Here is a 26521-nt window from a genome sequence, read left to right as displayed (position 1 = left end):
TGCGCCACCTAGAGAGAAAGATGTCTCCCCCCTCCTGGAGCGGGACACCAAACCTCCAATCCAGAAGAAAACTGTTGAGCCTTGAGAGTAGGAGAGAGTCTGTGGAACGCGAATACATGGAATTCGACGTGGTCATCGTCGGTGCCGGCCCCGCAGGCCTGTCCGCCGCCTGCCGGCTGAAACAGAAAGCCGCCGAAGCGGGTCAGGAAATCAGCGTCTGCGTCGTGGAAAAAGGCTCCGAGGTCGGTGCCCACATCCTTTCCGGCGCGGTGTTCGAACCACGGGCCCTGAACGAACTGTTCCCGGACTGGAAGGAACTCGGTGCGCCGCTCAATACCCCGGTCAAGCGCGACGACATCTATGTCCTGCGCAACGGCGAGACCGCGACCAAGGTTCCCGACTTCTTCGTGCCCAAGACCATGCACAACGAAGGCAACTACATCATCTCCCTGGGCAACCTGTGCCGCTGGCTGGCTCAGCAGGCCGAGAACCTGGGCGTGGAGATCTACCCGGGCTTCGCCGCCCAGGAAGCGCTGTTCGACGACAATGGCGTGGTACGCGGCATCATCACCGGCGACCTCGGCGTCGACCGTGAAGGCAACCCGAAAGACGGCCTGTACACCCCCGGCATGGAACTGCGAGGCAAATACACGCTGTTCGCCGAAGGTTGCCGCGGCCACATCGGCAAGCAACTGATCGCGCGCTTCAAGCTCGACAGCGAAGCCGACGCCCAGCACTACGGCATCGGCCTCAAGGAAATCTGGGAAATCGACCCGGCCAGGCACCAGCCGGGCCTGGTGGTCCACACCGCCGGCTGGCCGCTGGACATCATGGGCACCGAGAACACCGGTGGTTCCTTCCTCTATCACCTGGAAAACAACCAGGTGGTGGTCGGCCTGATCGTCGACCTGTCCTACAGCAACGCCTATCTGTCGCCGTTCGACGAGTTCCAGCGCCTCAAGCACCACCCGGTGCTCAAGCAGTACCTGGAAGGCGGCAAGCGCATCAGCTACGGCGCCCGCGCCATCTGCAAGGGCGGCCTGAACTCGCTGCCCAAGATGGTCTTCAACGGCGGCGCACTGATCGGCTGCGACCTCGGCACCCTGAACTTCGCCAAGATCAAGGGCAGCCACACCGCGATGAAATCCGGCATGCTCGCCGCCGAAGCGGTGGCCGAGAAGCTGCTGGCCGGCGCCGAGGGCGGTGACCAGCTGGACAACTACGTCACCTCGTTCAAGGCCAGCTGGCTGTACGAGGAACTGTTCGCCAGCCGCAACTTCGGCGCGGCCATCCACAAGTACGGCCCGATCATCGGTGGCGGTTTCAACTGGGTCGAGCAGAACCTGTTCGGCGGCAAGCTGCCCTTCACCCTGCACGACAACAAGCCGGACTACGCCTGCCTGAAGCTGGCCAAGGACTCGGTGAAAATCGACTACCCCAAGCCGGACGGCAAGCTCAGCTTCGACAAGCTCAGCTCGGTATTCCTCTCCAGCACCAACCATGAAGAAGAACAGCCGTGCCACCTCAAGCTCAAGGATGCGAGCATTCCGCTGACCAGGAACCTGCCGCTGTACGACGAGCCGGCGCAGCGCTACTGTCCGGCGGGCGTGTATGAAGTGATCACCCAGGAAGACGGCGAGAAGCGCTTCCAGATCAACGCCCAGAACTGCGTGCACTGCAAGACCTGCGACATCAAGGATCCATCGCAGAACATCACCTGGGTGGCGCCGGAAGGGGCTGGTGGCCCGACCTATCCGAACATGTGAGATGGCTGGCTGAATGGCATCAAGGCTCCTTCGGGGGCCTTTTTGTTGCCTTTGCGAAAGCAGGAAACACTCGGTAAGAAAACGACCAACGGCACCCGAAAAACCAGCGTGCCCCTCCCCCGCCCCTGCCCTCTCCCCCCGAAAAACCACCGGTAAAAAACGCTCCATTAACTGACTGTAAACAAAGACCTTCCCCGTCTTTTCAGGCTACCGGCCCGCCTGATCCTCCAGCCCACAGCATATAAAGAATCAGCTTACAGAAACGGACCACTCATCCAAGTACAGTTTCCATCAGTCGCCACCTGTCAATTCTGACAGGTCCCAAACGGCGTTTTTTTGTTTATAACCTCATGGGCAACCTAGGGAAGTCACCGCTGGCCTCAGGGCCGTTTCCGTCAGGGATCCCGAGCCGCCCAGCCCGAAAACCGATTGAAGTTCCTCAACTGTTTTTTGCGGGAGTTTCCGATATGCGTGCGTTACAACCCAAACCCACCTCCTCCCTTCCCCCAGTCGTACAACCCAGCGGCGATGGCGCGCCCCACATCCGACTCACCCGCAAGGAGCTGGAGGTCATGCGCTGGGCGATGTTGGGCAAGTCCTCCTGGGAAATCGCCCGGATCCTCGACTGCACGGAGTCGGCGGTGAATTACCACTTCGCCAATATCCGTGTGAAATTCAACGTGTCATCGCGCTGGGTCGCCTTGCGCCGGGCCGCTCAGATGGGCCTGGTAAAGCCGTGATTCCATGCCCTGCATGAATCCGCGCCCTTGACCTGATCGTCACACGAGACCTGCACTCGGCGGTTGTGACCCTCAGGATCCGCAACGCCAGCTCCTTCGCCCCAGCCACCTTCCAAGCCCAAGATCCCGTTCCATGACCCGACATATCCTCCTGGCCGACGATCATCCCGTCGTGCTGCAAGGTGCGCGAATGGCCATTACCGTCGCCAACCGCGATGCCGACCTGACCTTGCACGAAGCCCTGAGCACCGATGCCCTGGTCACCCATTTGCAACGGCACCCTTGCGACCTGCTGCTGACCGACCTGTCCATGCCCAATGGCCGCTTCCCCGATGGCATTACCCTGATCGGCTATATCCGCCGGCATTATCCAACGCTCAAGGTGCTGGTGATGACCATGCTCAGCAGCCCGGCGCTGCTGCGCGAGCTGCTCGACCAGGGGGTGACCGGGCTGTTCGACAAGAATCAGCCGCTGCACGAGTTGAGCAACGCCGTGGCCGAGGTCGGGGCCGACCGCCGCTACCTCAGCCCCAGCTTCGCGCTGATGCTGAAAATGCACGGCACCAGCGACCTGCTCGATGCCCCGCTGTCGCAACGGGAGCTGGAAGTGCTGCGCCTGTTCGGCCAGTCCTGCAACGGCCGACAGATCGCCGAACGGCTCAATCGCAGCGAAAAGACCATCAGCCGGCAGAAGCGCAGCGCCATGGAAAAGCTGGGGCTGCGGCATGATAGCGAGCTGGTGGACTATATGCGGCGGGCGGGGTTGGGCTGACGCTATCTCGAAACCATCACGCCCTTGTAGGAGCAGCCGGTCGACGCTCGATTGCTCGCGATGGACGTCAACGATAACGTGGGATATCTGATACCTCGCGGTACCTGGACCTAAATTGCGAGCAATCGACTGATATCAATCACTATCATAACTACTATCTGATGGATAGTCCTCACCATACGCCTCTCGATTACGCGCCAACCTTATTTCCTTACTTATACGCGCCTCTTCCCTTATGGATCTCACCCGCCTAGTAAGACGAGCATTATCATATACTTCCCACAAATAATCCCTCCCTGGAGAGTTATCATTCGCTGGCAGCCTATAAACATCAGACCTAAAATTTTCATCACCAATAACTTGCACTGGCAGATGCCCACGCTTTCCTAGCGATATCTCCCTAACGTTATCTATATGATTCACTGAGTCACGAGCAGCATTAACCAGACGCACTGGCTTGACATTCCTATATACCTTTTCTTTGACTCCTTTTTCCGTTAAAGCCAAGGCTACATTTTCATCGCCACCCAGATACCCAACAAATTCACGATACACAATATCAGGTAACTCCTTGAGATGCCTTGGATTATCCATAGTCGCTCCAGCCACACCTTGCACCCTTTTGAAACTCGGTGTTCTTTTCATCCCCTCAGACAATCTGACAACAATTCCAGAAAGCAACTTAAATGAAATTCTCCCCGTAGGATCTATTTTATTAATTGAATCTCCCTTACAGTAGGCGTATACATTCAGCTCTCCAGCACCAAAGGGACTCAAACTATCCGGACTATTGAACCGCATCAACACCGGATTGAACGCCCGATAGCCATTGCCCAACAGATAATGCCCAGTCACCGGGTCCGGCTGTTCGCCATTGAAGCTCAACAAGCTCAACAAGACGCTGCCGGGTGTCCGATGGCCATAGGGGCTGTACGCCATGGCCTGACGCTGCACGCCGTCCACAGCCTGTAACACCGAACCTTGTTGATCCGTTGCCAGCAGAGTAGCCTCGCGGTCTGCCCCTTGTCGCCGCTGCTGGGCCATCCGCCAATCATCCGATTGGAAGAACGAATGGGTAATCGCCCCCTGTATCTCAGTGGCCAGGCGGCTTTTGCAATAGAAACGCTGTTGTGGGTCAAGGTTGACCGGGCTGCAGGCCACCAACCGGTCGAGCGGGTCGTAGCGGTACTGGCTCAGCAAGGTGCGCAAGATTGCCATGGCCTGGCTCCAAAGGGGTTGCTATTCCTTCAGGCAGTGTCCGCCCAACCAGCGATGCTGACTACTGGCAGAACTATCAGGTTCCCGCCGGCAGGCATCCCCCAGTCGCGTCCCATCGAGAAGTGGCAACCTGTACGACAGCTGAGACCTCGATCAGAAAACTCTCGAAACCTTTACCCTCTGTTGGGCTAATCCTCAAATGTCTCCCATTTTTTCTTGCCGCTGCGTACTTTACCAACATGTTCTTTTAGATATTCAAATCTGGAGACAGGCTCAATCAGATACTCTTTCAACTCAGCCTGGAACAAATTATATTCCTTCTTATACTCAAGCCTCTGATTTTCTATCGACCGGACCCATTGAGGATAACCATTAATACGGCCAATAGCATTACCCTCAAAACTAATTCTTTCAGCGAGCGCCCTCTCTGCCTTTACAACTTCAGCATTCAAGGAAATCAATTCCCTATCCCGAGGCAGCATTTTTGAAACACCCTCACTGACGCGATCATACAAAGTCTCGTCAATCCCTTTGTAAACGGGTGTAGGATCATTGAAAAAATCTGGGGCATAATCCTTGTAAAGCTTAACCTCAACACCCTGAATAGAGTAGGTTATTCTTTTCTTGGGATACTGCCCGATAATCTCAAACATTTTACGGAATTTGATATGCCCTGTCGGGTCAACGTTGTTAATGGGTTCGCCCACACAGTAGGCATACGCATTCACCCCACCCTTATCAAACGGACTCAGACTGTCCGGACTGTTGAAGCGCATCAACACCGGATTGAACGCCCGATAGCCATTGCCCAACAGATAATGCCCGGTCACCGGCTCGGCCCGCTCGCCGTTGAAGCCCAGCAGGCTCGACAGGCCACCGCCAGGCGTGCGCTGGCCATAAGGGCTGTACACCATGGCCTCGGCTTGCGCCCCACCCAGGAACTGCAGCACCGAACCGGGTTGATCCGTCGCCAGCAGGCCGGTGTCGTGGTGCTCCCCTTTGCGCCGCCGTTGAGCCAGCAGCCAGTCATCCGTCCGGAAAAACGAATACGCAATCGCCCCCTGAATCTCACTGGCCAGGCGGCTTTTGCAGTAGAAGCGCTGTTGTGGCCCAAGGTTGGCTGTGTTGCACGCCAACAGCCGGTCGAGCGGGTCGTAGCGGTACTGACTGAGCAAGGTGCGAGAGATTGGCATGGCGTGGGCTCCAGAGGCCTTGATATCCCTGGAGACAGTGTCCACCTGGGGGGCGGCGATGGATACTGGCAGAAGTATCAGGTTTATGCGCCAGGGCATCCGGCCTGCGCAGGCACTCCCTCGAAGCCGCCACGCCCTGTAGAAGCGGGGCTTGCCTGCGAAGCTCCTATCAGCCTCACTGGCCTATTCGCGGCGGCCCGACACCTCGGTGAATCGGGGCTCTGTTCAGATCCATCGCCGAACGACAACCCATCTATGTTCCCCGCCTTAGTTGTATTGCCTGTTCATAAGTTGGCGGAGGCGGTTCGGGAGGCGTTGAGCTCAGCACCATCCCGAACTTCCGTGCCAACTTATCTGACCGCTGTATAGGAGCTAGCTTTGTTGTCCAAATATACTCAGGTGGCAGATCTGCAGAGGAGAGCAAATGCGGTGCTGGTGCCGATGGTATTGGCGACGAAGAAGTTGATGATGCTATCGACGAAGAACGGGGTAGCGCCGTTGGCCGTTGATAATAGGAAAAACTACTCCTCCCTTCCAGAATGGAGAGTCTCGGAGCAGTTGGTGTTGTCCCCCGACATGAGGTTGAGTCCCTCCCCTCTGCACAATACTCCCGGCTCTTCGAGTCATGCTCGCGCCGGGCACAGTTCTCGCTCCACCCGGGTTAAGAAATATAGATCCCGTCACGGCGAACCCCGTTATCGAACCGGCTATAGCCAACGCCTGACCAGCCTTGTCCCCCAGAGCGAGGCCACCAATAACCGAACCGACAGTCAGAACCCCACCCAGTACAGAGGCAGCAAGCCTCCAATAAAAATGCCCTGTTGGGTCAATGTTGCCCACAGGGTTCAAACCACAATACGCATAGGCATTGATCCCCCCCTTATCGAACGGACTCAGGCTGTCCGGGCTATTGAAGCGCATCAACACCGGATTGAACGCCCGATAGCCATTGCCCAACAGATAATGCCCAGTCACCGGGTCCGGCTGTTCGCCATTGAAGCCCAACAAGCTCAACAAGCCGCTGGTAGGTGTCCGATGGCCATAGGGAGTGTATGCCATGACTTGGTGTTGCACCCCGTCCAGAGCCTGAAGTACCGAACCTGATTGATCCGTCGCCAGCAGGCCGGTCTCGCGGTCAGCGCCTTGTCGCCGCTGCTGGGCCAGTCGCCAGTCATCCGACTGGAAGATCGAATGGGCAATCGCGCCCTGGATCTCGGTGGCGAGGCGGTTTTTGCAATAGAAGCGTCGATGCGGCTCGAGGTGGGCCGGGCTGCACGCCGTCAATCGGTCGAGCGGGTCGTAGGCGTATTGGCTCAGCAGGACAAGGGAGGTTGGCATGGCGCGGGCTCCAGAGGGTTCGAAATCCCTGGAGACAGTGTCCACCTGGCCAGCAGCGCTGGCTACTGGCAGAAGTATCAGGCTTTCGCCCGGTGGCATCGCCCTGATATCCAATCAAACAATCGCCCGAGCTTTTCTAGACCCAGTCTTCCACCCGCAGGCCCGGCACCCGATCAAATTCGCGCAGATTGTTCGTGACCAGAATCAGCCCCTGCGAGCGGGCATGGCCGGCAATCATCTGGTCATAGGGACCAATGGGCGTACCCGCTCTCGCCAGTTCCGCACGAAGCTGCCCCGTGTGAGCGGCTGCGTCCTGATCGTACTTCAGTACCTCCAGGCGCGCTGCAAAGCCCTCGATATCCGCCAGATTCCGCCCTGGATTCGAGGACTTTTCCGCGCCGTATATCAGCTCCATCAGGGTGACGGCACTGATGCACATTTGCCCGTGGTGCGCATTGAACAACTCGCGCACGTGCTGAGGTTTGTTCTTCACGGTAAAGATGCAGATATGGGTATCGAGCATGAACTTGAGCATCAGAAAGACTCGCGCTCCTGATCGGCCGGCTGCTCACGATCCGTCATGAAATCAGCGGTTACGCCGTCGCCGTCAAACCAGCTATCCCAGGACTCACCCGCCGGCGTGATGATCCGCGATCTGCCGATAGAGATTACATCAACACGCTTTACGTCATCGGGCAGCGCAGCAGCCTTCGGCAAACGTACCGCCTGACTGCGGTTGCTTTGAAAAACAGAACCTTGCTCCATAACGCACCTGAAGGGATATGCCTAATGTATATCCCAGTGTAGATCGGCAAAGGGATATGTCAATGGGACATACAAAATCCCGATCCATTCGAGCCGTTTCAGCCAGCCTGAAAAACCTCAATGGTCCACCTACGGCATTCACCAGTAACACGTTCTGCCTGGACCGGCCTGTATGCCACCCGTCGGTCGAGCGAATCGTAACGGTACTGGCTCAGCAAGGTGCGAGAGATTGCCATGGCGCGGGCTCCAGAGGGTTCGATATCCCTGGAGCAGGGGCCGCCTGGCCAGCGGCGCTGGGTACTGGCAGAAGTATCAGGTTTGCGCCGCGCCCCTGGCAGGTGCTCAGGGGCGCGAGGGCGATTCAGGCCGGTAGGCGCCCGCCCAGTACATCCATCAGGTCGCAGCCATCGCGCAGCACCATGGCCGGAAGCTGGAGCAAGCGCTGGAAGTCGATATCATTGGCATTGTGCAACTCGATGCGGGCCAGGGATTCGAGCATCTGCGTTGCCGTTCGAAAGCGCGCGGCAGCGTTGGCGTGGAGGACATCGGTCGGGCTGTCGGCGTCGATCAACAGGCTGGGGATCAGGCAATCGATGGCGGTGAGGGGTACGTATTGGGTCATGGGTAAGGCCTCGTTTTTAAATGAAAACATCGCTCGTCTATTTAACGAGTCGCCAAACCCGTGTCGCCAATATGAGCGACCAATGGACTATAGGGCTTTTTCCTCAGGTAGCGCAAGGCTGCAACAGTGGAGAAAGTTTTAGATATTATGTACAGAAATCAAACAACAAATCATATTAAGTAGGAAAGCTCTCAAGACCTCCACACCGGACAGCATCCGGCATGAAATTTTATAAAACAATAGACCTACACGCTTACTTTCCTCACCGACACAAGAAATATCGTCAGAATTATAGGAAGTTACGGACCCAGACGCCGATTTCTATCCTTAGGCGCACTACCTCGCGTATCCGAAGAAAAATAAGCTCTAGCATTCTGACGCGCACCACCTCTGACATTCGGATCAGGAACAAACTTTCCATGTTTAACAACCCCCTTTTGACTCATCATTTGCTCTTCAAGATTTAAATATTTACTTTTCCTAACAACATCATTGACCTCGGATGTTTTAAATCTCGTCGCGTTTTCCTGCACTGACGAAAACTGAGCAGAGTTAGGCTTGGAAGGAATCGACTCATAGAAGTGGTTTTTTGATGTAGGGGGGCTTGACCACTCAGTATGAAGTCTCGCATTCTTAGGCACCGACGGTAGTTTATTACTCTGAGAAAAATTGATAGGAAATAGTTGCGACTGATTTGATGCTTTAAGGGTAGCTGACGAATTACTTTTAACGAAATTTCCAGCCTCAACAGCTTTTTGTGGTGCAGAGATGGGTGTGGGGCGAAGCATACTTTCAGAGCTAAAGAAACTTCCAGCTCCTAGCCGTGTACCAGCCCCCCCCTTAGTTGCGTTAAGCCTAGCTGCCTGCGCTGTCAAATTACGATTAATGAAGAAGCTAATAATTTTGGCCAATATTTTAAACGAAAGATTCCCCGTCGGATCCACCCTATTGATCGAATCCCCTTCACAATACGCATACGTATTCATCCCCCCCTCATCAAACGGGCTCAAATTATCCGGACTATGAAACCGCATCAATCCCGGGCTATACGCCCGGTAGCCGTTTCCCAGCAGATAACACCCATTGTCCTCTTCCCGCAGTTCCCCATTGAATCCCAGCGCACATCCCTCCGCGTACCCACCGCTACGCTCACCATAGGCGCTATAAGCCATATCCCGTCGCTCCCCCTGCGGGTCGACTTCACTAAGCACGCTGTTGGCCGCATCGCCGGCCAGCAACAGCGTGCCGCTGCCCTGCCGCTCGGCCAGCAGGCTGTCACCACCACGCATGAAGGTACGGTTCTGCTGCGGCCCCAGGGTATTGGCCAGTTCGCCATCGCGATAGAACCGTTGCTGGCTCTCACTGCCCTCCTGCTGGTGCGAGAGGCTATCCAGCGGGTCATAGTTGTAACGCCGCGGCGTGCCACCGTCTGAAGCGCTGACGCTGAGCAGGCGATTGAGCGCATCGTATTCCAGGATTCGCCCGGCTTCGTCGGTGGTGAGGTTGCCATTGGGGTCGTAGGTCAGCTGAATCGATGGCGGGTAGCCGGCATCGCCAGCGTTGATCACCTCGGTCAACTGGACCGGGTCCTGGGGATTCTTGAACAGGTACTCGGCCACATTGCTCTTGCCATCGGCCGTGTCGGTGATCACCAGGGTGATATTGTCCAGCCCATCGAGGATGAAGGTCTGGCTGGCAATGGCATTGCCATAAGGGTCCTCAGGCGGCTGGCTGCCCGTGCAGGTATAAGTCTCCAGCCGGCGGCGCAGGTCATAGGTGTAGCGCTCGGCGCGCAGGGTCTCGCTGCCTTCGGCCAGGGTGCGAGTCAGCAGGGCATCGACATCGTCGTAGCGCTGGGTCAGCGTCTGCCGGACCCCATCGAGGTCGAAATGTCGCTCGATCTCGCGGTTGAACTCGTCGTATTCCAGGGCGATGCTCACCCGCCGCTTCTGACCGGGGGCACTCTCATCCTCGGTCTCGATCAGGCGGACATTGCCCAGCTCATCGTAATGGAAGCGCGACAGGGTGCTGCCCAGGGAGGTCTGTTCCAGACGGCCTTGCAGGTCGTAACGGTATTCCTGGGTCTGGCCCAGCACATCGGTGTATTCCAGCAGGCGCCCGCGCAGGCTGTAGAGGTAGTGCATCACCCGCTCGGGCCCGCCCTCGTCCTGGCGGGTCTCGCTTTTCAGTTCGCCGTGGCTGAAGTAGGTGCGGCTCAGGGTCTGGCCCGTTTCGCTGCAGCTCAACAGGCGGGCGTTCTGCGGGTCGTACTCGTAGTCGCTGGTGACTCCGGGCAGGCGGCGCTGCCGCGGTTCCTCACAGAGGGAGGGGCGGTACTCGTAACCGATATCCTGCCCACCGGGCGTGGTCACCAGCTTGGGCTGGTTCTGCTGCGGTTCATATTTGAGCGTCTGCAGGCGGCCACCAGTGACCGACTCGGTCATCCGTCCCAGGCCATCGAAGGCTTGCGTGCCCAAGGTCTTCTTGTCGACGCTGATCAGGGTGGGCCAGTCCTCGGCGCTGTGTTCGGCATACTCACGGACCACCACAGCCCCCAGTGGCAATCTGTTCTGCACCAGCCGGTCGAAGGCGTCGTAGCTGTATTCGGTGATCCGCAACGGGCTGCGTAACCCGACCTCTTCCTTCACCGAACGGCCCAGACCGTCATAGCTGTTCTTCTGCCGGCTGATCGGCTTGTCCGCCAGATCGATACGCTCGACCAGCACCGGCTTTTCGAACAGGTTGAACTGGGTGACGGTGACGCCGCTGCGCTTGGCCGGCGTGGCAGCGTCCTGTTGCCAGCTACGCTCCGTGGGCCCGGTCACGCCGTCGCCGATGGGGTCGGTCTCGGTGTGTTCCTCGACCCCGTCGGGGCGGATCACGCAGCACTGCTGGTTCCAGTCATCGAACTGGAACTGGCTGACCAGCGGTACGCTCTTGAACATTGCCCAGTCCACGTCCCACCAGTCGAACTCCACCTGCCGGATCAGGTTGCCGAACTCGTCGTAGCTGGCCTCGTAGGTCTGGCGCATCGCCGTTGGCGTGGCACTGTCGGCATCGGCGCGGTCCTCGCGGATCGGTCGGTTCAGCCCATCGAGGGTGGTCACCGTCTTGACCCCCTTGACGTCGAACAGCCGTTGCTCGGCGCGCTGCTGCAGGTTGGACGACAGGGAGTATTCGTAGCGCCGCGTAGCCTTGTAGACAGGGTCGTCCGGCGCCACGGTCTCGCTGGTGACCCGGTTCAGGGCATCGTAGGTGCGGCGGATCTCCACATCGTTGTCATCGCGCTCCAGCAGCGACTCGCCATTGAGCAACGAACTTTCCAGGGTGATGAGCTTGTTCACCGTATCGAAGTCGGTGCTCAGGGTCTGCAGCGTCTGCAGCACGGTCTCACCCAGGCGGGCGCTGGCCAGCGCGCTGTAGACATAGTCGGTGTAGGTGGTCTTGCCGTTCATGACGACGCCCTGGCGCTGGATGCGGCCATGGCTCACCGGGTCGTCGGGCGCGTTGTAGTAGCTGTAGTCGGTACGTTGCAACTCGCTGTCGGTGGTGCCCTGCCACACCCGGGTTTCCCGTTCGAGCGCCAGCCAGTCCGGACGGGCGCTGCCGGTCAGAGGTGGCTGGGCCGTGTAGCGATAGTCGGTACGCAGGGTCGGGGCTTCGGCAACATGGCCCGGCGCCGGGGTCGTGGTCTTGCGTTTGAGGTTACGGACAAAACCATCGGGGTCCGCGGGGCAGCCGTCCTCTCCCGCGGCCAGGTAGTAGGTATTGGTTTCGACGATGCCGTTGGCCTGGGTCTCCACCAGCGGGTTGCCGAAACTGTCGTAGGTGGTGCTCGACTTCTCGCTCCGCGGGCGATTGGTGTCGACCACCCACCAACGGTTGATCGTCTCGAAGGGCAACTGGAAATAGGCCGGCTGGCTGTCGAAGGGGCCATCGACCAGGTGGTAGGTGGTCTCGACCTCCTGCTCCTTGTCATGGCGCCGGGTAGTTTCCCGGGTGAGCAGGTGAAAGCGGTTGAAGGTGCGCTTGATGCTGCGCAGCTTCTCGCCCTTTTCCGACATCAGGTGCTCGGTGCTGCCGTACTCATAGCTGCGATCGGTGGCCTTGTAGAGGTTGTCCAGGCCGTCGTCGGTCCAGGTCAACGACAGGTTTCGTCCGAGGAAATTGTTCGAGGCGGGATAGCTGCTGCTGTCGTCATAGCTGTAGCGGGTATCGATATCGGGCTGCCCGCCGCCAGGGAAAACCCGATGACGAGACACGCGGGGCACCGGCTGGCGGCCGCTGCCGGAGGGAAACTCATGGCCGACGGCATCGTAGTCCACGACTTCGCGCCCTCCCATGGGCGTCTGGATCTGCGACAGGCAGAAGTAATCGCCGATCTTTTGATAATCCAGGCGCCAACTGATATTGCTCCCGGCATCAGCCGGCAAGGTAATGACCCTGGCCAACTTGCTGGCGCTGGAATCCAGGCTCACCACATAGCTGGCCAGCGCACCATTGCCGGGGCCCTTGCCGGGATGCAGGTCCAGGGTCAGGCTGCCGGTATCGCGGCGCACCTGCACCAGGCGCCCCTGGATATCGTCGATCCACTCGAGCATCCAGTGGCGCTGCTCGAAACTCCGGTAACCGAGCGTGACCTTATGGCCTTCGGGCGACAGGATCTGCACCGGCAGGGCAATACGATCATTGCCGCTGCCATGCACCTTGAGCCGCTCGATCAGGCCGGACTTGTGCACCAGGCGATAGTCGTAGTCCGTCCCATCATGGGTATAGAGACGAAAGGTCGTCAGCTTGCGCTCCTTCATGATCTGTTCGTTGCCATCCTGCCCGGTGACCTTGAAGCGCTCGCCGGTGCTCAACGACAGCATCTGGTCATGGGGGGTGAACTGCGACAACTGCAGGTTCCAGCCCAACCCGTAACCGCTGTCGAGCAGATTCATCGGGTTGAAGCTCAGTGCCAGGGGCACCAGCGGACCATTGAGGTAGTTGGTCTTGAACTCCGGGAAGTCAATGGACAGGGTGTATTGGTTGGTTCGTGGATCAACCCCGCCCTGCCAGTAACTCATGAAGTTAAAGGCATTGGAATGAACTGAAGTGGCATCGCTCATGACCTTGTGCTCCGTAGCTTATGGTTTTACCAAATCGCTTTTTTCGATGCGAATACAACCCAACTGATTGGCTACATCAGGATTTGCTTTAGCACCATTAACCATTAGCACTCCTTTGGAAATAATTTGGCCAGGTTTGGCCAGGGCAACTTCATCAGGAATCGAGATAATCTTAGTAGTGACCGACTCAATATAAGTACGAACCAGAAAAAACCAATCACCACTCGTATAGCATTCATTATCATAAGTAAACAAAATACGTGCCGCCGAAGGAACACCAATCAATCGAAAAAAATTCATTTTATTCCGTTTGCAATCTAAGGCCGGACTCGACATTTCGTAAGTCCCAGACCTGAATGCAATCGAACAATTGGCGCCACTGCCATCGTGCTTTTCAGACAGGACTATCGTGCCCTCCGGCTCACTACTCCGGGCGCCCTGCGCCAGAATATAACTTGCTGCCGAGCTGATCGAGCAAAGCAGGAATCCCAGTGAAACCGCCTTGGCCATATTCATGATTATAATCCTCTTGCACTCAATGATATTGACACCACTAGATTGCAAATCTCGACTACTCAAGCATATCTCGACTGATCAAGCATATTGCGGGCACCCACTCCATCGCGAGCTTTAAAATATATCCGGCGCCGGTGCAAATTACCATTTCTGTCCCGCAGGGCAACGATCAAATCTCGATCCAGAAACGGACGAGGAAAAGTTTTCGGCATAATAAACCCAACATTGTCGGCCCGACCCAGCACGATACCAAGAGTCCATGCCTCATAAGAACTGGGCCTTTCGATATCCAGCCTCAAGGGCCGATTCTCCATTACAGGGATTTTACGCAAAGCATCGTCAAATCCAGCTTTCCCAACATATTCATCGGGTGGCATCAGGCTTTCGAAGTAACTTAGGGTATAACTGAACATGGTTTCCTGAGACCGTTCGCTTTCCCAACGTATCATCGACTGATTGATCTCGTTCGCAGCGCCCGGGTGTGGCAGGAACTCCAGGGTGATGAACTCCTGCCCGAGGCACTTCAACAACCAGAAATCACCGCTGTTGAGTTCAAAGTCCATCATGTCTTCCACAGTGCCACCACCCCCCACGCCCCATAGCCGGTCCTCACGGGTAAAGCGGTACTCGAACTCTCCGGGATCCACTGCGACCACAGTGATTTTTGTTCCCACACCGCCCCCCCTGATTCTCCGGACCAATGCCAGGTATCGACATGGTCCTGCTGAAATCCGGCACTGAGGGCGGTGCTCTCGTTCTTCGCCGCCACGCTGAGCAGATAGAAGTACTGCTCGGTCAACGAATCGTCCTCTCCTGACGTAACAGGCGGCTCATCCGCGATCTTCGACTGGGCCGGGTTCCGAGGATCGGCGATAGCAAAATATTCGCTGGGCGTCTTGCGCACCTGCCATTCGAGCCCCGAAGGGACATCCTCGATACCCTCCTGGTCGGGCGGGATAATCTCCAGGAAATTCCGCCCGACATTGGTGGCCAGGCGCATACTCGCCCGCTCGGCCAAGCTCAGTTTGAAATACTTGAGCTCGCCTTCTACAAGGACGCCCTGGGTTTTGGTGGTCACGCGAACGCGCAACTGTTGATAACCGTTGCGCAACATCCGCCCCTGGCTCTCGTCAAACTCTCCGGCGGGTATTTCGATCTTGAACAGGGATAATTCCTTCCAGGTCGGCTCCGGCTCCGCCTGCGTCCTGTCGAGCAGGGCGATGTCCCGGAACAGCACCACGCCATTTCGCACCACCTCACAGGCCAGCACCGTGGCCTCGCTGACGCCGCCCGCCGGTGCCGTGTAGCGGCCCTGCTGGTCGATACTGCCGACACCGCTGAGAATCCTCCAGCGCCTGGGCACATCGGGCAGCACGCTCTCGTCGCTGCGCAATTGCACATTGGCGCCTCCCGCCAGGTGCGGGATGAAGGCCGGCTCGACGTGCAGGAAGGACTGCGCATTGTTCAAGACCAGCAGCGACTCAACCGACTGGACAGGCGCATCGGTCTCGCAGAGCACCCGCTGCAGGGACAGCGACTTGCCCCTGGCTTCAGCATTAGCGGTGAACCGCCAATGCGCCCCCTGATCAGTTTTCTGCAGGCTGCCATGCAAGGGGGCAAGCAGGCTGCAGGTGACGGTCTTGCCATCGTTGGCCGCCACGCTCAAGTCGATAGCGGCCTGCTGCGCCACATCCTGCACCTGCAGCGCCGGAGCCACTTCCAGGGACTCGAAATCCACTCGCAACAGGGCCGACGCGTGGTAGTTGCCCACGGAGGCCGTCACCACCACCTCCAGATTGTGATAACCGATCCTTTGCGGTGACACGGCGGTGTAGAGACCGCTGCCATCGATCCGACCATGCCCCTCCAGGGAGTGGCTGCGCAGGCTGACCGCGCTCCAGGTCACCCCGGTGAGCGGCTGGCCCTGCCAGTCGAGCAACTGGAAACGCTGCTGCTGGCCGGCCTTGATGGCCGCGAACGCGGGCTGCACGACCACACTGGCGGTGGTCGGGCTGATCTGGCCCACCGCCAGCCAATCGTGCGGCGTGTGGGTCGACAGCACCTTGAAGTAGTTCTGCTCGGGGAACAACAGGCTTTCCGGCACCTCCAGGTCATCGCCCACCGCATAGGACAGCACCTCCCGCGACACCACCAGCGAGGCGGTGTACCTGGGTTGACCGCTGTCCAGATCGCTGGGGATCAGAATGGGAAAATCCTCGCCCAGTTCCTGCCCCCCCCCTTGCCGCCCCGTACCTCGATCAGCGCCAGCACCACACCATCGCCTTCATTGGGAGCGCCCTTGATTCGCGCCCCCGGCTCCGCCTGGGTGCGCAGATGGAAGCGTTCCGGCGTCAGCTTGCGATAGCCTTTGAGGTTGATGCGCCCCAACTGGAAACTCGTCTGGCCGGGATCCAGTTCATTGAACCGCTGCTCGAAGAACGCGCCCAGGGCCTCCGCCTCCGGCGCCCCCAGCAAGTCGCAGGAAAATCGCGTGGCCCCACGCAGGTCCATGGTGATACGGCCCTGGTGGTCGACCTCGGCCACCACCACCTTGAGGTCGACACTCATGGTCACGCTAAAGCCCTGCTGCTGCGTGACATCGAACCGGGAACGCAATTGCAGCGCTGCACCCGCCTCGCGATGCCAGGTATGAATCTCGCCCGAGGTGATGGCCATGGTGACCGTGGCCGTGGAGTCCCTGGATGTGGCGCTTTCGAACGACAGGCGGGGCGGCCCCAACCGCAGGGACTGCACCTGGATAACTTCGTCGTTCTGTTCACCCGTGCGGGTTTGACCACTGATATACGGCAGGAAACAGAACTGTTCGTAACGGGTGATATATTGCTGTTCCAGTAAATGGTTAAGCCGCACGCGGTTGCAGGAAAAAATCGCATCCCACCCGCGTGTGATCAACTTTCCTTGCATCATTGACAGCAGTTCGTTTAACCGGGCCATGATTGCGTACTCTCTCAAGTTTATGCGTCACATCCTGATGAAAACCGCCAGCCGCTTGGTTAGCGACGCAGGCGGCCAAGGACCTTTGCCGCGTTCGCCAGGGGCAGTGGCAGGATGAAATAGCCTTCCAGCGTGCCAATGACCGGGGCATTGAAAACCGCGGTAATCAAGGCAAAGTGCGCCGTGCTCTCGGCGTCCGCCCGGTACAGCCCCTGTGAGTCGATGGTGCCGGGGCCGGCGAAGCCGATGCCCCACTCCACGCCGAGCTCGACGGGCACGCCATTGAGCGAGGCTTGCAACTGCACGCTGCCCGGCGTCGAGCCAGCGAAATCGGCGCTGATGTGCAGGAGCGAGGTGCGCTGCAGCACCACCACATGGCTGGAGGCCGTCTCGCCGCTGGCCGGGTCGGTCACGCTCACTTCATCGAGCACATAGGTTTTCCCCGCCACCGGCCCGGCCGCCGTATAGGTGCAGTGCCGCGAAGTCTCGTCGAGATCAAGCGTGCCGCTTTCACCTTCGACCGGGTTCTCGATCTGCCACTCCAAGGGCCCGTCCCCCTGCGAGTACGCGGCCAACTCGACCTGCTCGCCCGGGTTGCACACCTGGATATCGGTGAGCACCCCCAGCGCCTGGCGCAGCACGGTAATGATCGTGACGCAGCTCTCACGGCTCTGGGGGTCTTCGGCGCGCAGCAATACCTGGACCGAAGGCCGGGCTCCCAGGGTATGGCGTGGGGGTGCGCGGTAGTTTCCCTGCGCATCGATCGTCCCCGCGTTGGTGGCGTCGAGGTTATCCAGGGAGTACACCACCGACCGCTGTGGTTCGACGGAGAACGCCAGGCGCCCGCCCGCCAGCACGGAGGGGTTGGCCGGTACGATCCGCAACGAGCCCGAAGGTGAGGCAAATGGGCCGAACGCAACATAATCTCGTGGCATCGCGATCATCGAAGGTTGCAGCGGCAGGATATCGGCCACGTCGGTGTGCTCGAGAAAATCCGGTGCCACCTCGGCCGTCAGCTTCTCGGAGTAGCGTTCAAGCAGCGCCGTCTTCACGATATGGCCGACAAAAGCCACGATGCGCTGGCGCATATCCGCCGACACGTTGTCTGGCAAATCGATCGGCACGACGTCTGGCTCGCGGGACTGGGGCACGAACACTTCGCCTTCCACTCCCGCGCCAAATTCGTCGTTCACCAACTGGAACACCTGCTCCAGGCGCCAGGAAAACTCAACGGTATAGGTGGTCCAGGAGGAAGTGTCGCTCTGTAGCCGATATTCCACCTTCACCCTGCCACGGGTCTGCCAGTGCTGCACCACCCGGGTCTCCTCGAAATCGGCCGACAGCGGCGCGGCGCCCTGCGTCGCCGAGAGTTCGAAGGCCTCGCTGCGGTACTCGTAGCGGTCATCCTTGTACTGGTTCACCGGGGGCACGCTGAACGCGCCGGCCTTGGCCCGGATGCCGGTTGCCCGGGCGCGACGGGCGCGGCCCCGCTGGTGGACGAATTCAAAATTGTCGGCACCGAAGGTGTCCAGCAGCGCCACGGCGAAGCCGGCACGGCTGACCAGGCTGGCGGAAAACTGGGCGGCGAACTCGTAGTCCTGGCCGGGGTCGTTGGGGATCAGGTATTTGTAGCCCGAGTCATTGCTCGGCTTGTGGCCGGCTTGCCCATGGGCCATGGTTGAATACAGCAGCAGGGCCCCCTCTTCGGAACCGGGCTCGGGCGACTGGCTACCGATCTCGACCCGTTCGAGGTGCATGAACGGGTTGCCCTGGTCGGCAAAACCCACCAGCGGATAGCTGCTGCGCTCGCTCAGCGCTTGCAGTTGCTGCTTGAAAAAGTGCCCGCCGGCATCCCGCTCATTCTGCGTGTCAGCGTCCATGAATTGGAAAACGGCCCCCTCCTGCGCCAGGTCGCACACCACCTGTGCCTCCTGCCCGGCTCTGGCGGCGCGGAAGGTGATCGGCACGACGCACTCCAACCGTGGGCCATCGAGCAGGCTGTAGGTACCCAGCGAACGGACAGCACCGTCGTGGGTGATGATTTTCTGGCCGCCGCTGAGTTGCAGGCTGACGCTCAGGTTATTGGATACGTACGAAGCCTGGGCAAAAGACAGTACGGGGTAATCCAGGGCACAGTCGTTGAGGTGGTACTGGACCATCACCCCCGGCGTATCGGGTATTTCAAAAGAACCGCTGATGCCGCGCAAGGCGTTACCCAGGCTCAAGCGGGTCGCGTGCTGATCGCGCAATGCGGTATTGAGGGCACGCCCCGATAAAGCGAGCAAATGGTCCCAGTCATTGATGCGGCTGGTACCTTGCATCCAGCCCAACAGTTCCTCCAGCGAAAAACCGGCCATGTTCAACCTCCTGCTGATAACGGATCAGCGTGGATGAAATAGAGCTGTTCGTTTAAAAGTCGAACCGCGTTACGGATGACTCAACTGCTGCAATGCATTGGGAAACTCGATCAGCGGCAACGGCAGGATGATGTGGCCTTTGAAAGTGCCGAAGCCCGGTATCTCGTATTGCGCGATGATGCAGACGAACCGCGCATCGGCATTCGGGTCCGAGTGATAGAGGCCCGGGATATCCGCATCCATATGACCTGGACCCTCGAATGCAATAAGCCACTCCACAACGCCCGTTACATCTTCAGCAACCTTGGCCTTGAGTTGTATCTGCCCAGGCGGAAGTTGGCCTGCATCGGGATCCGGCGATAGGGTGATCAGTGGATTTTGCCGCTTGACCAGCATATAGACCGACTGTGATTGCCCGTCGCAGGTCGCCACGACTTCGTCCAACACATAGGTATCCGTCCCCACTCCTGCCCCGGCAACATAGGTGTAGATGCCACCTTGCAGCTCGATCGTGCCGCTGCCGGGCCCCGGACTCTTGACCGTCACCTCGACGCTACCCTGCCCCAGTACCCCCACGCCCAGCTCGACTTTCTCATTGATACTGCAAACGGTGATCAGCGGGTTGATCGTCAGTGGATTGGCCACCACCGTTACCAGTGCCGAGCTGTAGAAGCTCGTCGTGGGATCGGTCGCGGTGACCCGTACCCGGGTGAAACGGCCCTCGATCTGCCCGGCTTGCGGGGCCTGGTACACGCCAGTGGCAGGGTCGATGCTGCCGGGGTTGCGCGTGCTGCGGCGCAGGTCCTGCACCGTCCATTGCAAGCCGCTCATGACCGGTTGGGTCTGGAACCTGTGCGAGGCCCCCGCCGCCAACAGCGGTTCTGGCGTGGTGATTGCAAAATGGGTTTGTTGCGGGCTGATCCGGCCGAAGAAACCGACATCGCCGGGAGAATGAACCTCGTTGCCGACAATGGCATTGCCAAAATGCAGTTCAATGTTTTCTTCGACGAACTCCCTCACCGAAAGCTTTGAAGGAAGATTGCGCCTGAAGGCAGCTCCAATAACATCTTGGAACTGGGGACTCATGATAATTCTCGCCAGGGCCTCAGCCGTTACTCTAACCACCATCCCCATTATATAGAGCAGGAAAATAACCCACTCCTCCGGTGTCAAAAATCCACGACCTTCCGCAGAAGGGGGTAGCCATTCGCTTGACGGACCCGGCTCATCAAGATCGGCACCGTAATTAAATGCCTTCAGCCTGATTTCTCCACCATCAGGACTATCTACCAATTCATAATTCGCCAGGACGGATATATTGTAATACCTGATTAACTCATACCCTTCCAGATCCCCAGGCAAAAGTTTTGGCTCACCCAGCCCTATATCATAGTACTTGACAGGCATCAGACCGCGAGCACGCAGCCGGACTGTCACTTCCTGTTCTTTTACTTCCAACACCAAAGCATTGGCTAATGGTATGGAAAAATCATCGAAGCCAAATTCAACCTCCGCCCAGGCTTTCTTATTAAAAAAATCATACTCAAAACGCTCTGTCATTCGTTGACCCGGAACATCAAGTTTTCCTCCAGTCGATGTCGCCGAAATCAACTCATTGTCCTGATCGTAGACATAGGTAAAATTACTATCACCCGTCAATTCTCCAAACGACTTGAGCAACTGCGCCATGATCACCCGTCCGCGGTTGAGCAATACCGTGGCGGAATAGTCCTTGTCCGCATCTTTCGGAATCAGGTAGCGAAAGCCGCTGTTCGGACCCGGGAAACCACCCTCGTGACGGCCCCGCATACGCACGAAGGCCAGGATCGCTCCCTCTCCCTGCGCCCCACCTCGCTGGGTACGAAGGCCAAAGGATTGTGGCTGCATCAGCGGGTTCGCTCCCTCCTTGATCTCCCCTATGACCCATACCCGCTGATCATCGTCCAGTCGCTCGAACAGCTCCTTGAAAAACTTTCCTCCCTCGCTCTGTTCCAGTGGGTTCTCGGCGAAAGTCAGGCGAAAGTCGCTGCTTTTCTTCAGGTCCAGGCGGATGCGCCGGTCACCGTCGATCTGTCCCGGCACATCGACCAGCAGCAGCTTCAGGTACAGGCGGGGGCCTTGGCTGGGGGAGTACTCCTGGATCCGGGTCACCGTCCAGTGGTTGATGTCCCAAAGCAACGACAGCTGACTGCCTTCGACAATCGCCATCTCAAGGTTGGCCCGGGAATCGTTGAGATCCGTATCCTCATAGAACAAACGCGGCACATCCAAGGTGAAGTTGCTGATGGCCTCCATGAAATTATTGCCACTGGTGGGTACGAGTCCGCCAATTCCCGACAAGTAGGAGTTCTGGTCGAATCTCTCGATATATTGCTGCAGCAGCAGGGTATTGGTGGCATCGCGCTGCAAGGCGATAATCGCGTCCCAACCGAGCATGCGTTTCTCATCTTCCAGCCAAGCCAGCAGTTCAGCTTTTGTATATGTCGTAGTTGTCATGATCATGACCCCTGATACCGTTCAAAAACAGCAGACACTTATCCCAAGCACCGTCAATTCACAGAAAAGCCCTGCTCGTTAAAAACCGGCAAACACCTTGAAAGTACGGAGCATCACTCCAGCAACTTGAATGCTTTTACACCAAAAGACTTGTAGGAATTACCTTTATCGAAGCTGACTTCGAAGGTGACATCAAACTGCTCACCGATTCTCAATTGCTGGATAAAGTCACCAGAAACCTTTACCAGAACCTGGCCGTCGTAGAACTCGTCCTCGGTCACCGGTTCGCTCTCATCTCGCATCGTTCGGGAAACAGTTTCACCATCGCTGTCACGAATCCCCGAGATTTGCGCCTTGAGCAATTGCCCTTCGTCCATGAACCGCCAGTAGGACACCTTGAAGACCATGAACTGGCCCACCTGGCTCAGCCTGATACCATTTTGCCCATCGCTGACTTTCGGGCTTTCGGCCTGAAGCGACGGCCAGCCACCCTCGAAATCCTTGATATACAGTTCGAAGTCCGGCGACCAATGAGTGTCGCGTTCACCGACGGGTATGACCGCATAACGGATCTTCACCCACTTGCCCAGATCCGCCGGAATGACTTCGGAAACGATCTTGTACCGCCAATCGGACCCACCAACGGGGTTATCCACCCGATGGTCTCCGTCATGACCGCTCCATACCACCCAGCGCTCGTCAGCGGGGACGACCTCACCCTCTTCCGGTATCCGGATAACTACCCCCAATTGAGCATCGGACGCGGTGATCCAACCCTTGGGTATGCCGGTGCCATCGTCATCGTAGGGCACGGCTTTCTCGACGACCGGCGCCAACAACCGTAGTTGCCTGCGTACCCTCAGGACCAGGGCTTCAGAGCTGAGTGAAGCGCCGGCCCTTGCGTACTGGTAGCTCAAGCTGACCTCTTCGCCATAATGTGCCTGCAACCAGCGGGCATCCAGGCGCAGTTCAAGGATGGCGCTCTCGACGTTGGTAATATCCAACTGCATCGAAAGCTGGATCGAGGAGTTCTCCCCATCGGCATACACCACCACCGTGTCGCCGACCTGCGGGTCGGCATAAGGTGGGATGCGCAGCGGTACGCCGAATGGGTAAAGCGAAGGGTCGATCTGCCCGCCGGCATGACCAACCACCGACAACAGGGGGAGCAGCGGCTCGCTGGGAGGCACACCGGCGATCCGCTGTTCGGCGGAGTATGTTTGTGGCGCAGCCGGATCCACCGGATCGGCATAGGTCACGCTGTAGCTCATCAACGCATAACCGTTCTTGATGATCTGCAACCGGGCATAGGGCAGGTGCCACTCCAGTGGATGCCCCACTTCCTCGGCACTGACGGTTTTGTAGTACGTTTCCACAATCGGAGCGGGGGAGCCGGGCCGGTAGCCTGCCCACACGAACGCCAGCTCATCGCCCTCCGCCATGGCCTGGTAGGGCACCGTCGTGAGGGTGGCGCCATCGAGTACCGGGTCGCTGTTCACGTCCACGCAGCGATCATGGGACTCTTTCAGGTGAGCGACCGGCAGCAGGAGGCGGGACATCCAGGGCCGTTTGCCGACATAAAAAAACAGCCGCAACGACTCATCGGTAAAGGTGTTGCCGCCATCCTCGGAGTAGCGATAGGAATAGAACACCTCGCCCTGGTCCAGCGCCACGACCTTGCTGTTGACGATGGGGATCGGCATCCAGGGGTCGCCGTTATCGTCGTACTCCAGGCGATCGTCCACATCCTGATTGGCCGTTTCATCGATCGCCTGGCCGTTCCTGGCACGGCCCCGCCATTGCGGAGCGATCAGATGGCCTTTGGCTATGCCGGGGTACTGGATGTAGGTCATCAGATCATCGCTGCCCAGGCTGTCGAGATCCAGGGCATTGTCACGGCTCAGCAGCGGAACGAGAGGGACAGGTGGGGTGATCTTGGTACTCATGGAATGGCGTCTCCGGTTTGACTCCCGTCATTGCTCGGGTCGCCGACACAGAGACTTCGACGTGTCGCGGATGAGTCTTTTGTACGCTGGTCGTAACAGGCTGCCTACTAGCAGAACTGCTAGGTTGCAAGAGACGGGCGGTCGGCTAGCGTCACCGTGCAACCCTGGAGGGCTGGCGTCATGGCTCACTCAGCATCTGCAACTCACTGGGAAACTCGATCAGTGGTAACGGCAGGATGACGTGGCCTTTGAAAGTGCCGAAGCCCGCCATGTCGTATTGCGCGATGATGCAGACGAACCGCGCATCGGCGCTCGGCTGCGCGTGATAGAGGCCTGGGGCATCCGCATCCATCTGCCCTGGCCCGTCGAACGCGATGAGCCATTCCACATCCTTGGTGATATCCAGGCCATTGAACTCGGTCTTGAGTTGTATCTGCCCCGCCGACAGTTGGCCTGCATCGGTCACTGGCGATACGGTGAGGGCCGGATTCTGCTGCTTGACCAGCATGCAGGCCGATCGTGATTGCCCCTCGCAGGTCGCCACGACTTCGTCCAGTACATAGGTTTCCCTTTGCACTCGATCCCCAGCGACATAGGTGTACTGGCCATCTTGCTGCTCGATCGTGCCGCTGCCAGGCCCCGGACGCCTGACCGTTACCTCGACGCGGCCCTGCCCCAGAACCCCCAGACCCAGGTCGACCCGTTCATTGGGATCGCAAACGCTGATCAGCGGATTGATCGTCAGGGGGTTGGCCACCACCGTCACCAGGGCCGCGCTGCGAAAGTTCGTCGCCGGGTCGGTCGCGGTGACCCGCACCCGGGTGAAGCGGCCATCGATCTGCCCGGCTTGCGGGGCCTGGTACAGGCCGGTGGAAGGGTCGATGCTGCCCGAGTTGCGTGTGCTACGGCGCAGGTCCTGCACCGTCCAGCGCAGGCCGCTGACGGCCGGTTGGGTCTGGAATGCATGGGAAGCCCCCGCCGCCAGCAGCGGCTCTGGCGTGGTGATTTCAAAATGGGTTTGTTGCGGGCTGACCCGGCCGAAGAAACCGACATCGCCAGGAGAATGAACCTCGTTGCCGACAATGGCATTGCCAAAATGCAGTTCAATGTTTTCTTCGACGAACTCTCTTACCGAAAGCGTTGAGGGAAAATGGCGCTCGAATGCTTCCTTGATTGCATTTTCAAACTCGGGACCGTCTATAATTCTTTTCGTGGCTGCAGCCGTGATCGCGGCACTCTGACTTTCTACATACTGTATGAAATACGCCAGCTCCTCTGGTTCCAAGCCTCCACGACTGACCTTTGAAGAGGGTGCCCATTCGCTGGGCGAACCTGACTCATCGGTAAAGGCCTCATACTTGAATGACTTCAGCCTGATCTCTCCGCCACCACTGCTGTCTACCAACTCATAATTCGCAAGAATGGACAGGTTGTAGTGCTGAGAGAAATCCCCGGAAAAATATTCGACATACATCGGTGGATCACTGTCTTCCACACGGTAAAACTTGATAGGTATCTGACCACGAGCACGCAGCCGGGCCGTCACTTCCTGCCCTTTGACTTCCAACACCAACGCATTAGCCAAGGGTATCGAAAAACTGTCGAACCCAAAAATAATATTTATCCAGGCTATCCCGGAAGGAAAACCTAATTCGAAACGTTCTGTAAATCGCTGATTCGGAATATCGAACTTTCCTCCGGTCGAGGTGGCCAAAATCAGCTCATTGTCCTGATCGAAGACGTAGGAAAAATCATCATCTCCCATCAATTCACCGAACGATTTGAGCAACTGCGCCATGATCACCCGCCCCCGGCTGAGCAATACCGTGGCGGAATAGTCCTTGCCTGCGTCCTTCGGAATCAGGTAGCGAAAACCGCTGCTCGCACCCGGAAAGCCACCTTCGTGCCGGCCCTTCATGCGCACGAAGGCCAGGATCGCCCCCTCGCCCGCTGCCCCACCCTGTTGTGTACGAAGACCAAAGGATTCCGGCTGCATCATCGGGCTGGTGCCCTCCTTGATCTCCCCCATGACCCAGATACGTTGATCATCGGGCAGTTGCTCGAACAGCAGCTTGAAAAATCGGCCACCCTCGAGCTGCTCCAGCTGGGTCTTGGCGAAGGTCAGGCGAAAATCGCTGCTTTGCTTAAGGTCCAGACGGATGCGCCGGTCACCGTCGATCTGCCCCGGCACATCGGCCAGCAGCAGGTCCAGGTACAGGCGCGGGCCTTCGCTGGGGGAATACTCGGAAATCCGGGCCACCGCCCAGTGGTTGATGACTCGAAGCAGCGTCAACTGACTGCCTTCGACAATCGCCATCTCGAGATTGGCCCGGGAGTTGTCGAGCCCGGTGTCTTCAAAGAACAAACGCGGCACATCCAGGGTGAAGTTGCTGATGGCCTCCATGACATTATTGCCGCTGGTGGGGATGAAACCGCCAATCCCCGACCAGTAGGAAGCGCCATGGTCGAAGTGCTCGATGTATTGCTGCAGCAGCAGGGTATTGGTGGCATCGCGCTGTAACGCGATAATCGCATCCCAACCGAGCATGCGTTTTTCATCTTTCAACCAAGCCAATAATTCAGCTTTTGTATAAGTCGACGCCACCATGACCGTAGCTCCGTTATGATAGGGAACCCCACTTGAATAAGTGACTTCTACGCCTGGCCCAGCCCGGTGCCTACTAGCAGAACTGCTAGGTTTGTCCCGCCAAGCGATCTGTTACCGT

At 58.2% G+C, this 26521-nt stretch carries 18 protein-coding genes; 3 read left to right on the top strand and 15 right to left on the bottom strand.

Features of this window, described 5'->3' with window-relative positions; all coding sequences use genetic code 11:
- Positions 1-101: 101 nt before the first annotated feature.
- The 3 genes from ACM62G_RS20835 (at position 102) to ACM62G_RS20825 (ending at position 3278) form a co-directional block, all read left to right on the top strand.
- Positions 102-1766 carry an electron transfer flavoprotein-ubiquinone oxidoreductase gene (locus tag ACM62G_RS20835; RefSeq protein ID WP_273826327.1) on the top strand — a complete coding sequence of 555 codons (1665 nt, stop codon included), beginning with the start codon at positions 102-104 and terminating at the stop codon, positions 1764-1766.
- Positions 1767-2233: 467 nt separating this feature from the next.
- On the top strand, positions 2234-2506 hold the full coding sequence (locus ACM62G_RS20830) for a helix-turn-helix domain-containing protein (RefSeq protein WP_273826326.1): 273 nt from the start codon (positions 2234-2236) through the stop codon (positions 2504-2506).
- Positions 2507-2639: 133 nt separating this feature from the next.
- The gene (locus ACM62G_RS20825; protein WP_419735450.1) at positions 2640-3278 is read left to right on the top strand and encodes a response regulator; all 639 of its coding nucleotides are present in this window, start codon (positions 2640-2642) and stop codon (positions 3276-3278) included.
- 135 nt (positions 3279-3413) lie between these two features.
- Here the strand turns inward: ACM62G_RS20825 and ACM62G_RS20820 are convergent, their stop codons facing one another.
- From ACM62G_RS20820 to ACM62G_RS20750, 15 genes are all read right to left on the bottom strand, one after another.
- Complete coding sequence (locus ACM62G_RS20820) at positions 3414-4496, bottom strand: RHS repeat-associated core domain-containing protein (RefSeq protein ID WP_419735449.1); 1083 nt, start codon at positions 4494-4496, stop codon at positions 3414-3416.
- Between the two features lie 188 nt (positions 4497-4684).
- The gene (locus tag ACM62G_RS20815) at positions 4685-5689 is read right to left on the bottom strand and encodes an RHS repeat-associated core domain-containing protein (protein WP_419735448.1); all 1005 of its coding nucleotides are present in this window, start codon (positions 5687-5689) and stop codon (positions 4685-4687) included.
- 471 nt (positions 5690-6160) lie between these two features.
- Positions 6161-7027: an RHS repeat-associated core domain-containing protein gene (locus tag ACM62G_RS20810; protein WP_419735447.1), complete on the bottom strand. Its 867-nt coding sequence runs from the start codon at positions 7025-7027 to the stop codon at positions 6161-6163.
- 136 nt (positions 7028-7163) lie between these two features.
- Complete coding sequence (gene vapC, locus ACM62G_RS20805) at positions 7164-7562, bottom strand: type II toxin-antitoxin system tRNA(fMet)-specific endonuclease VapC (protein ID WP_054059262.1); 399 nt, start codon at positions 7560-7562, stop codon at positions 7164-7166.
- Positions 7562-7792, bottom strand: coding sequence for a type II toxin-antitoxin system VapB family antitoxin (vapB, locus tag ACM62G_RS20800; RefSeq protein WP_054059261.1), 231 nt, complete (start codon positions 7790-7792; stop codon positions 7562-7564). The genes vapC and vapB overlap by 1 nt, the downstream gene beginning before the upstream one ends.
- 361 nt (positions 7793-8153) lie before the next feature.
- On the bottom strand, positions 8154-8414 hold the full coding sequence (locus tag ACM62G_RS20795) for a short-chain dehydrogenase (protein WP_419735446.1): 261 nt from the start codon (positions 8412-8414) through the stop codon (positions 8154-8156).
- Between the two features lie 299 nt (positions 8415-8713).
- Positions 8714-13525, bottom strand: coding sequence for an RHS repeat domain-containing protein (locus ACM62G_RS20790; protein WP_419735445.1), 4812 nt, complete (start codon positions 13523-13525; stop codon positions 8714-8716).
- 18 nt (positions 13526-13543) lie between these two features.
- Complete coding sequence (locus tag ACM62G_RS20785; RefSeq protein ID WP_419735444.1) at positions 13544-14041, bottom strand: hypothetical protein; 498 nt, start codon at positions 14039-14041, stop codon at positions 13544-13546.
- Positions 14042-14100: 59 nt separating this feature from the next.
- Positions 14101-14604, bottom strand: a complete 504-nt coding sequence (locus ACM62G_RS20780) for a hypothetical protein (RefSeq protein ID WP_419735443.1) — start codon at positions 14602-14604, stop codon at positions 14101-14103.
- Positions 14604-16178 (bottom strand): hypothetical protein, encoded by a 1575-nt coding sequence (locus ACM62G_RS20775; protein WP_419735442.1) that lies wholly within the window; start codon positions 16176-16178, stop codon positions 14604-14606. Before ACM62G_RS20775 ends, ACM62G_RS20780 begins: the two co-directional genes overlap by 1 nt.
- A 62-nt stretch (positions 16179-16240) precedes the next feature.
- Entirely contained in the window at positions 16241-16996 is a 756-nt protein-coding gene (locus ACM62G_RS20770; protein ID WP_419735441.1) for a hypothetical protein, read from the bottom strand.
- Between the two features lie 59 nt (positions 16997-17055).
- Positions 17056-19353, bottom strand: a complete 2298-nt coding sequence (locus ACM62G_RS20765) for a hypothetical protein (protein ID WP_419735440.1) — start codon at positions 19351-19353, stop codon at positions 17056-17058.
- A 69-nt stretch (positions 19354-19422) separates the two neighbouring features.
- The gene (locus ACM62G_RS20760) at positions 19423-21855 is read right to left on the bottom strand and encodes a hypothetical protein (RefSeq protein WP_273826318.1); all 2433 of its coding nucleotides are present in this window, start codon (positions 21853-21855) and stop codon (positions 19423-19425) included.
- Between the two features lie 107 nt (positions 21856-21962).
- Positions 21963-23795 (bottom strand): hypothetical protein, encoded by a 1833-nt coding sequence (locus tag ACM62G_RS20755; protein ID WP_273826317.1) that lies wholly within the window; start codon positions 23793-23795, stop codon positions 21963-21965.
- Positions 23796-23973: 178 nt separating this feature from the next.
- Positions 23974-26403 (bottom strand): hypothetical protein, encoded by a 2430-nt coding sequence (locus ACM62G_RS20750; protein WP_419735439.1) that lies wholly within the window; start codon positions 26401-26403, stop codon positions 23974-23976.
- Between the last annotated feature and the right edge of the window lie 118 nt (positions 26404-26521).

The sequence above is a fragment of the Pseudomonas sp. COR18 genome (genome assembly GCF_048568395.1).
In the GTDB taxonomy this organism is placed as follows: Bacteria; Pseudomonadota; Gammaproteobacteria; order Pseudomonadales; family Pseudomonadaceae; genus Aquipseudomonas; species Aquipseudomonas fuscovaginae_B.
This window is presented reverse-complemented; position numbering and strand designations above follow the sequence as displayed.

What these genes read in the sequence shown, in the direction of transcription:
- ACM62G_RS20765 (WP_419735440.1), bottom strand. Translation starts at nt 19,353, where the DNA reads ATGGCCGGTTTTTCGCTGGAGGAACTGTTGGGCTGGATGCAAGGTACC.
- ACM62G_RS20760 (WP_273826318.1), bottom strand. Translation starts at nt 21,855, where the DNA reads ATGATCATGACAACTACGACATATACAAAAGCTGAACTGCTGGCTTGG.
- ACM62G_RS20750 (WP_419735439.1), bottom strand. Translation starts at nt 26,403, where the DNA reads ATGGTGGCGTCGACTTATACAAAAGCTGAATTATTGGCTTGGTTGAAA.
- ACM62G_RS20785 (WP_419735444.1), bottom strand. Translation starts at nt 14,041, where the DNA reads ATGAATATGGCCAAGGCGGTTTCACTGGGATTCCTGCTTTGCTCGATC.
- ACM62G_RS20755 (WP_273826317.1), bottom strand. Translation starts at nt 23,795, where the DNA reads ATGAGTACCAAGATCACCCCACCTGTCCCTCTCGTTCCGCTGCTGAGC.
- ACM62G_RS20770 (WP_419735441.1), bottom strand. Translation starts at nt 16,996, where the DNA reads ATGGCCCGGTTAAACGAACTGCTGTCAATGATGCAAGGAAAGTTGATC.
- ACM62G_RS20795 (WP_419735446.1), bottom strand. Translation starts at nt 8,414, where the DNA reads ATGACCCAATACGTACCCCTCACCGCCATCGATTGCCTGATCCCCAGC.
- ACM62G_RS20790 (WP_419735445.1), bottom strand. Translation starts at nt 13,525, where the DNA reads ATGAGCGATGCCACTTCAGTTCATTCCAATGCCTTTAACTTCATGAGT.
- vapB (WP_054059261.1), bottom strand. Translation starts at nt 7,792, where the DNA reads ATGGAGCAAGGTTCTGTTTTTCAAAGCAACCGCAGTCAGGCGGTACGT.
- ACM62G_RS20815 (WP_419735448.1), bottom strand. Translation starts at nt 5,689, where the DNA reads ATGCCAATCTCTCGCACCTTGCTCAGTCAGTACCGCTACGACCCGCTC.
- ACM62G_RS20825 (WP_419735450.1), top strand. Translation starts at nt 2,640, where the DNA reads ATGACCCGACATATCCTCCTGGCCGACGATCATCCCGTCGTGCTGCAA.
- ACM62G_RS20830 (WP_273826326.1), top strand. Translation starts at nt 2,234, where the DNA reads ATGCGTGCGTTACAACCCAAACCCACCTCCTCCCTTCCCCCAGTCGTA.
- ACM62G_RS20810 (WP_419735447.1), bottom strand. Translation starts at nt 7,027, where the DNA reads ATGCCAACCTCCCTTGTCCTGCTGAGCCAATACGCCTACGACCCGCTC.
- ACM62G_RS20780 (WP_419735443.1), bottom strand. Translation starts at nt 14,604, where the DNA reads ATGGACTTTGAACTCAACAGCGGTGATTTCTGGTTGTTGAAGTGCCTC.
- ACM62G_RS20820 (WP_419735449.1), bottom strand. Translation starts at nt 4,496, where the DNA reads ATGGCAATCTTGCGCACCTTGCTGAGCCAGTACCGCTACGACCCGCTC.
- vapC (WP_054059262.1), bottom strand. Translation starts at nt 7,562, where the DNA reads ATGCTCAAGTTCATGCTCGATACCCATATCTGCATCTTTACCGTGAAG.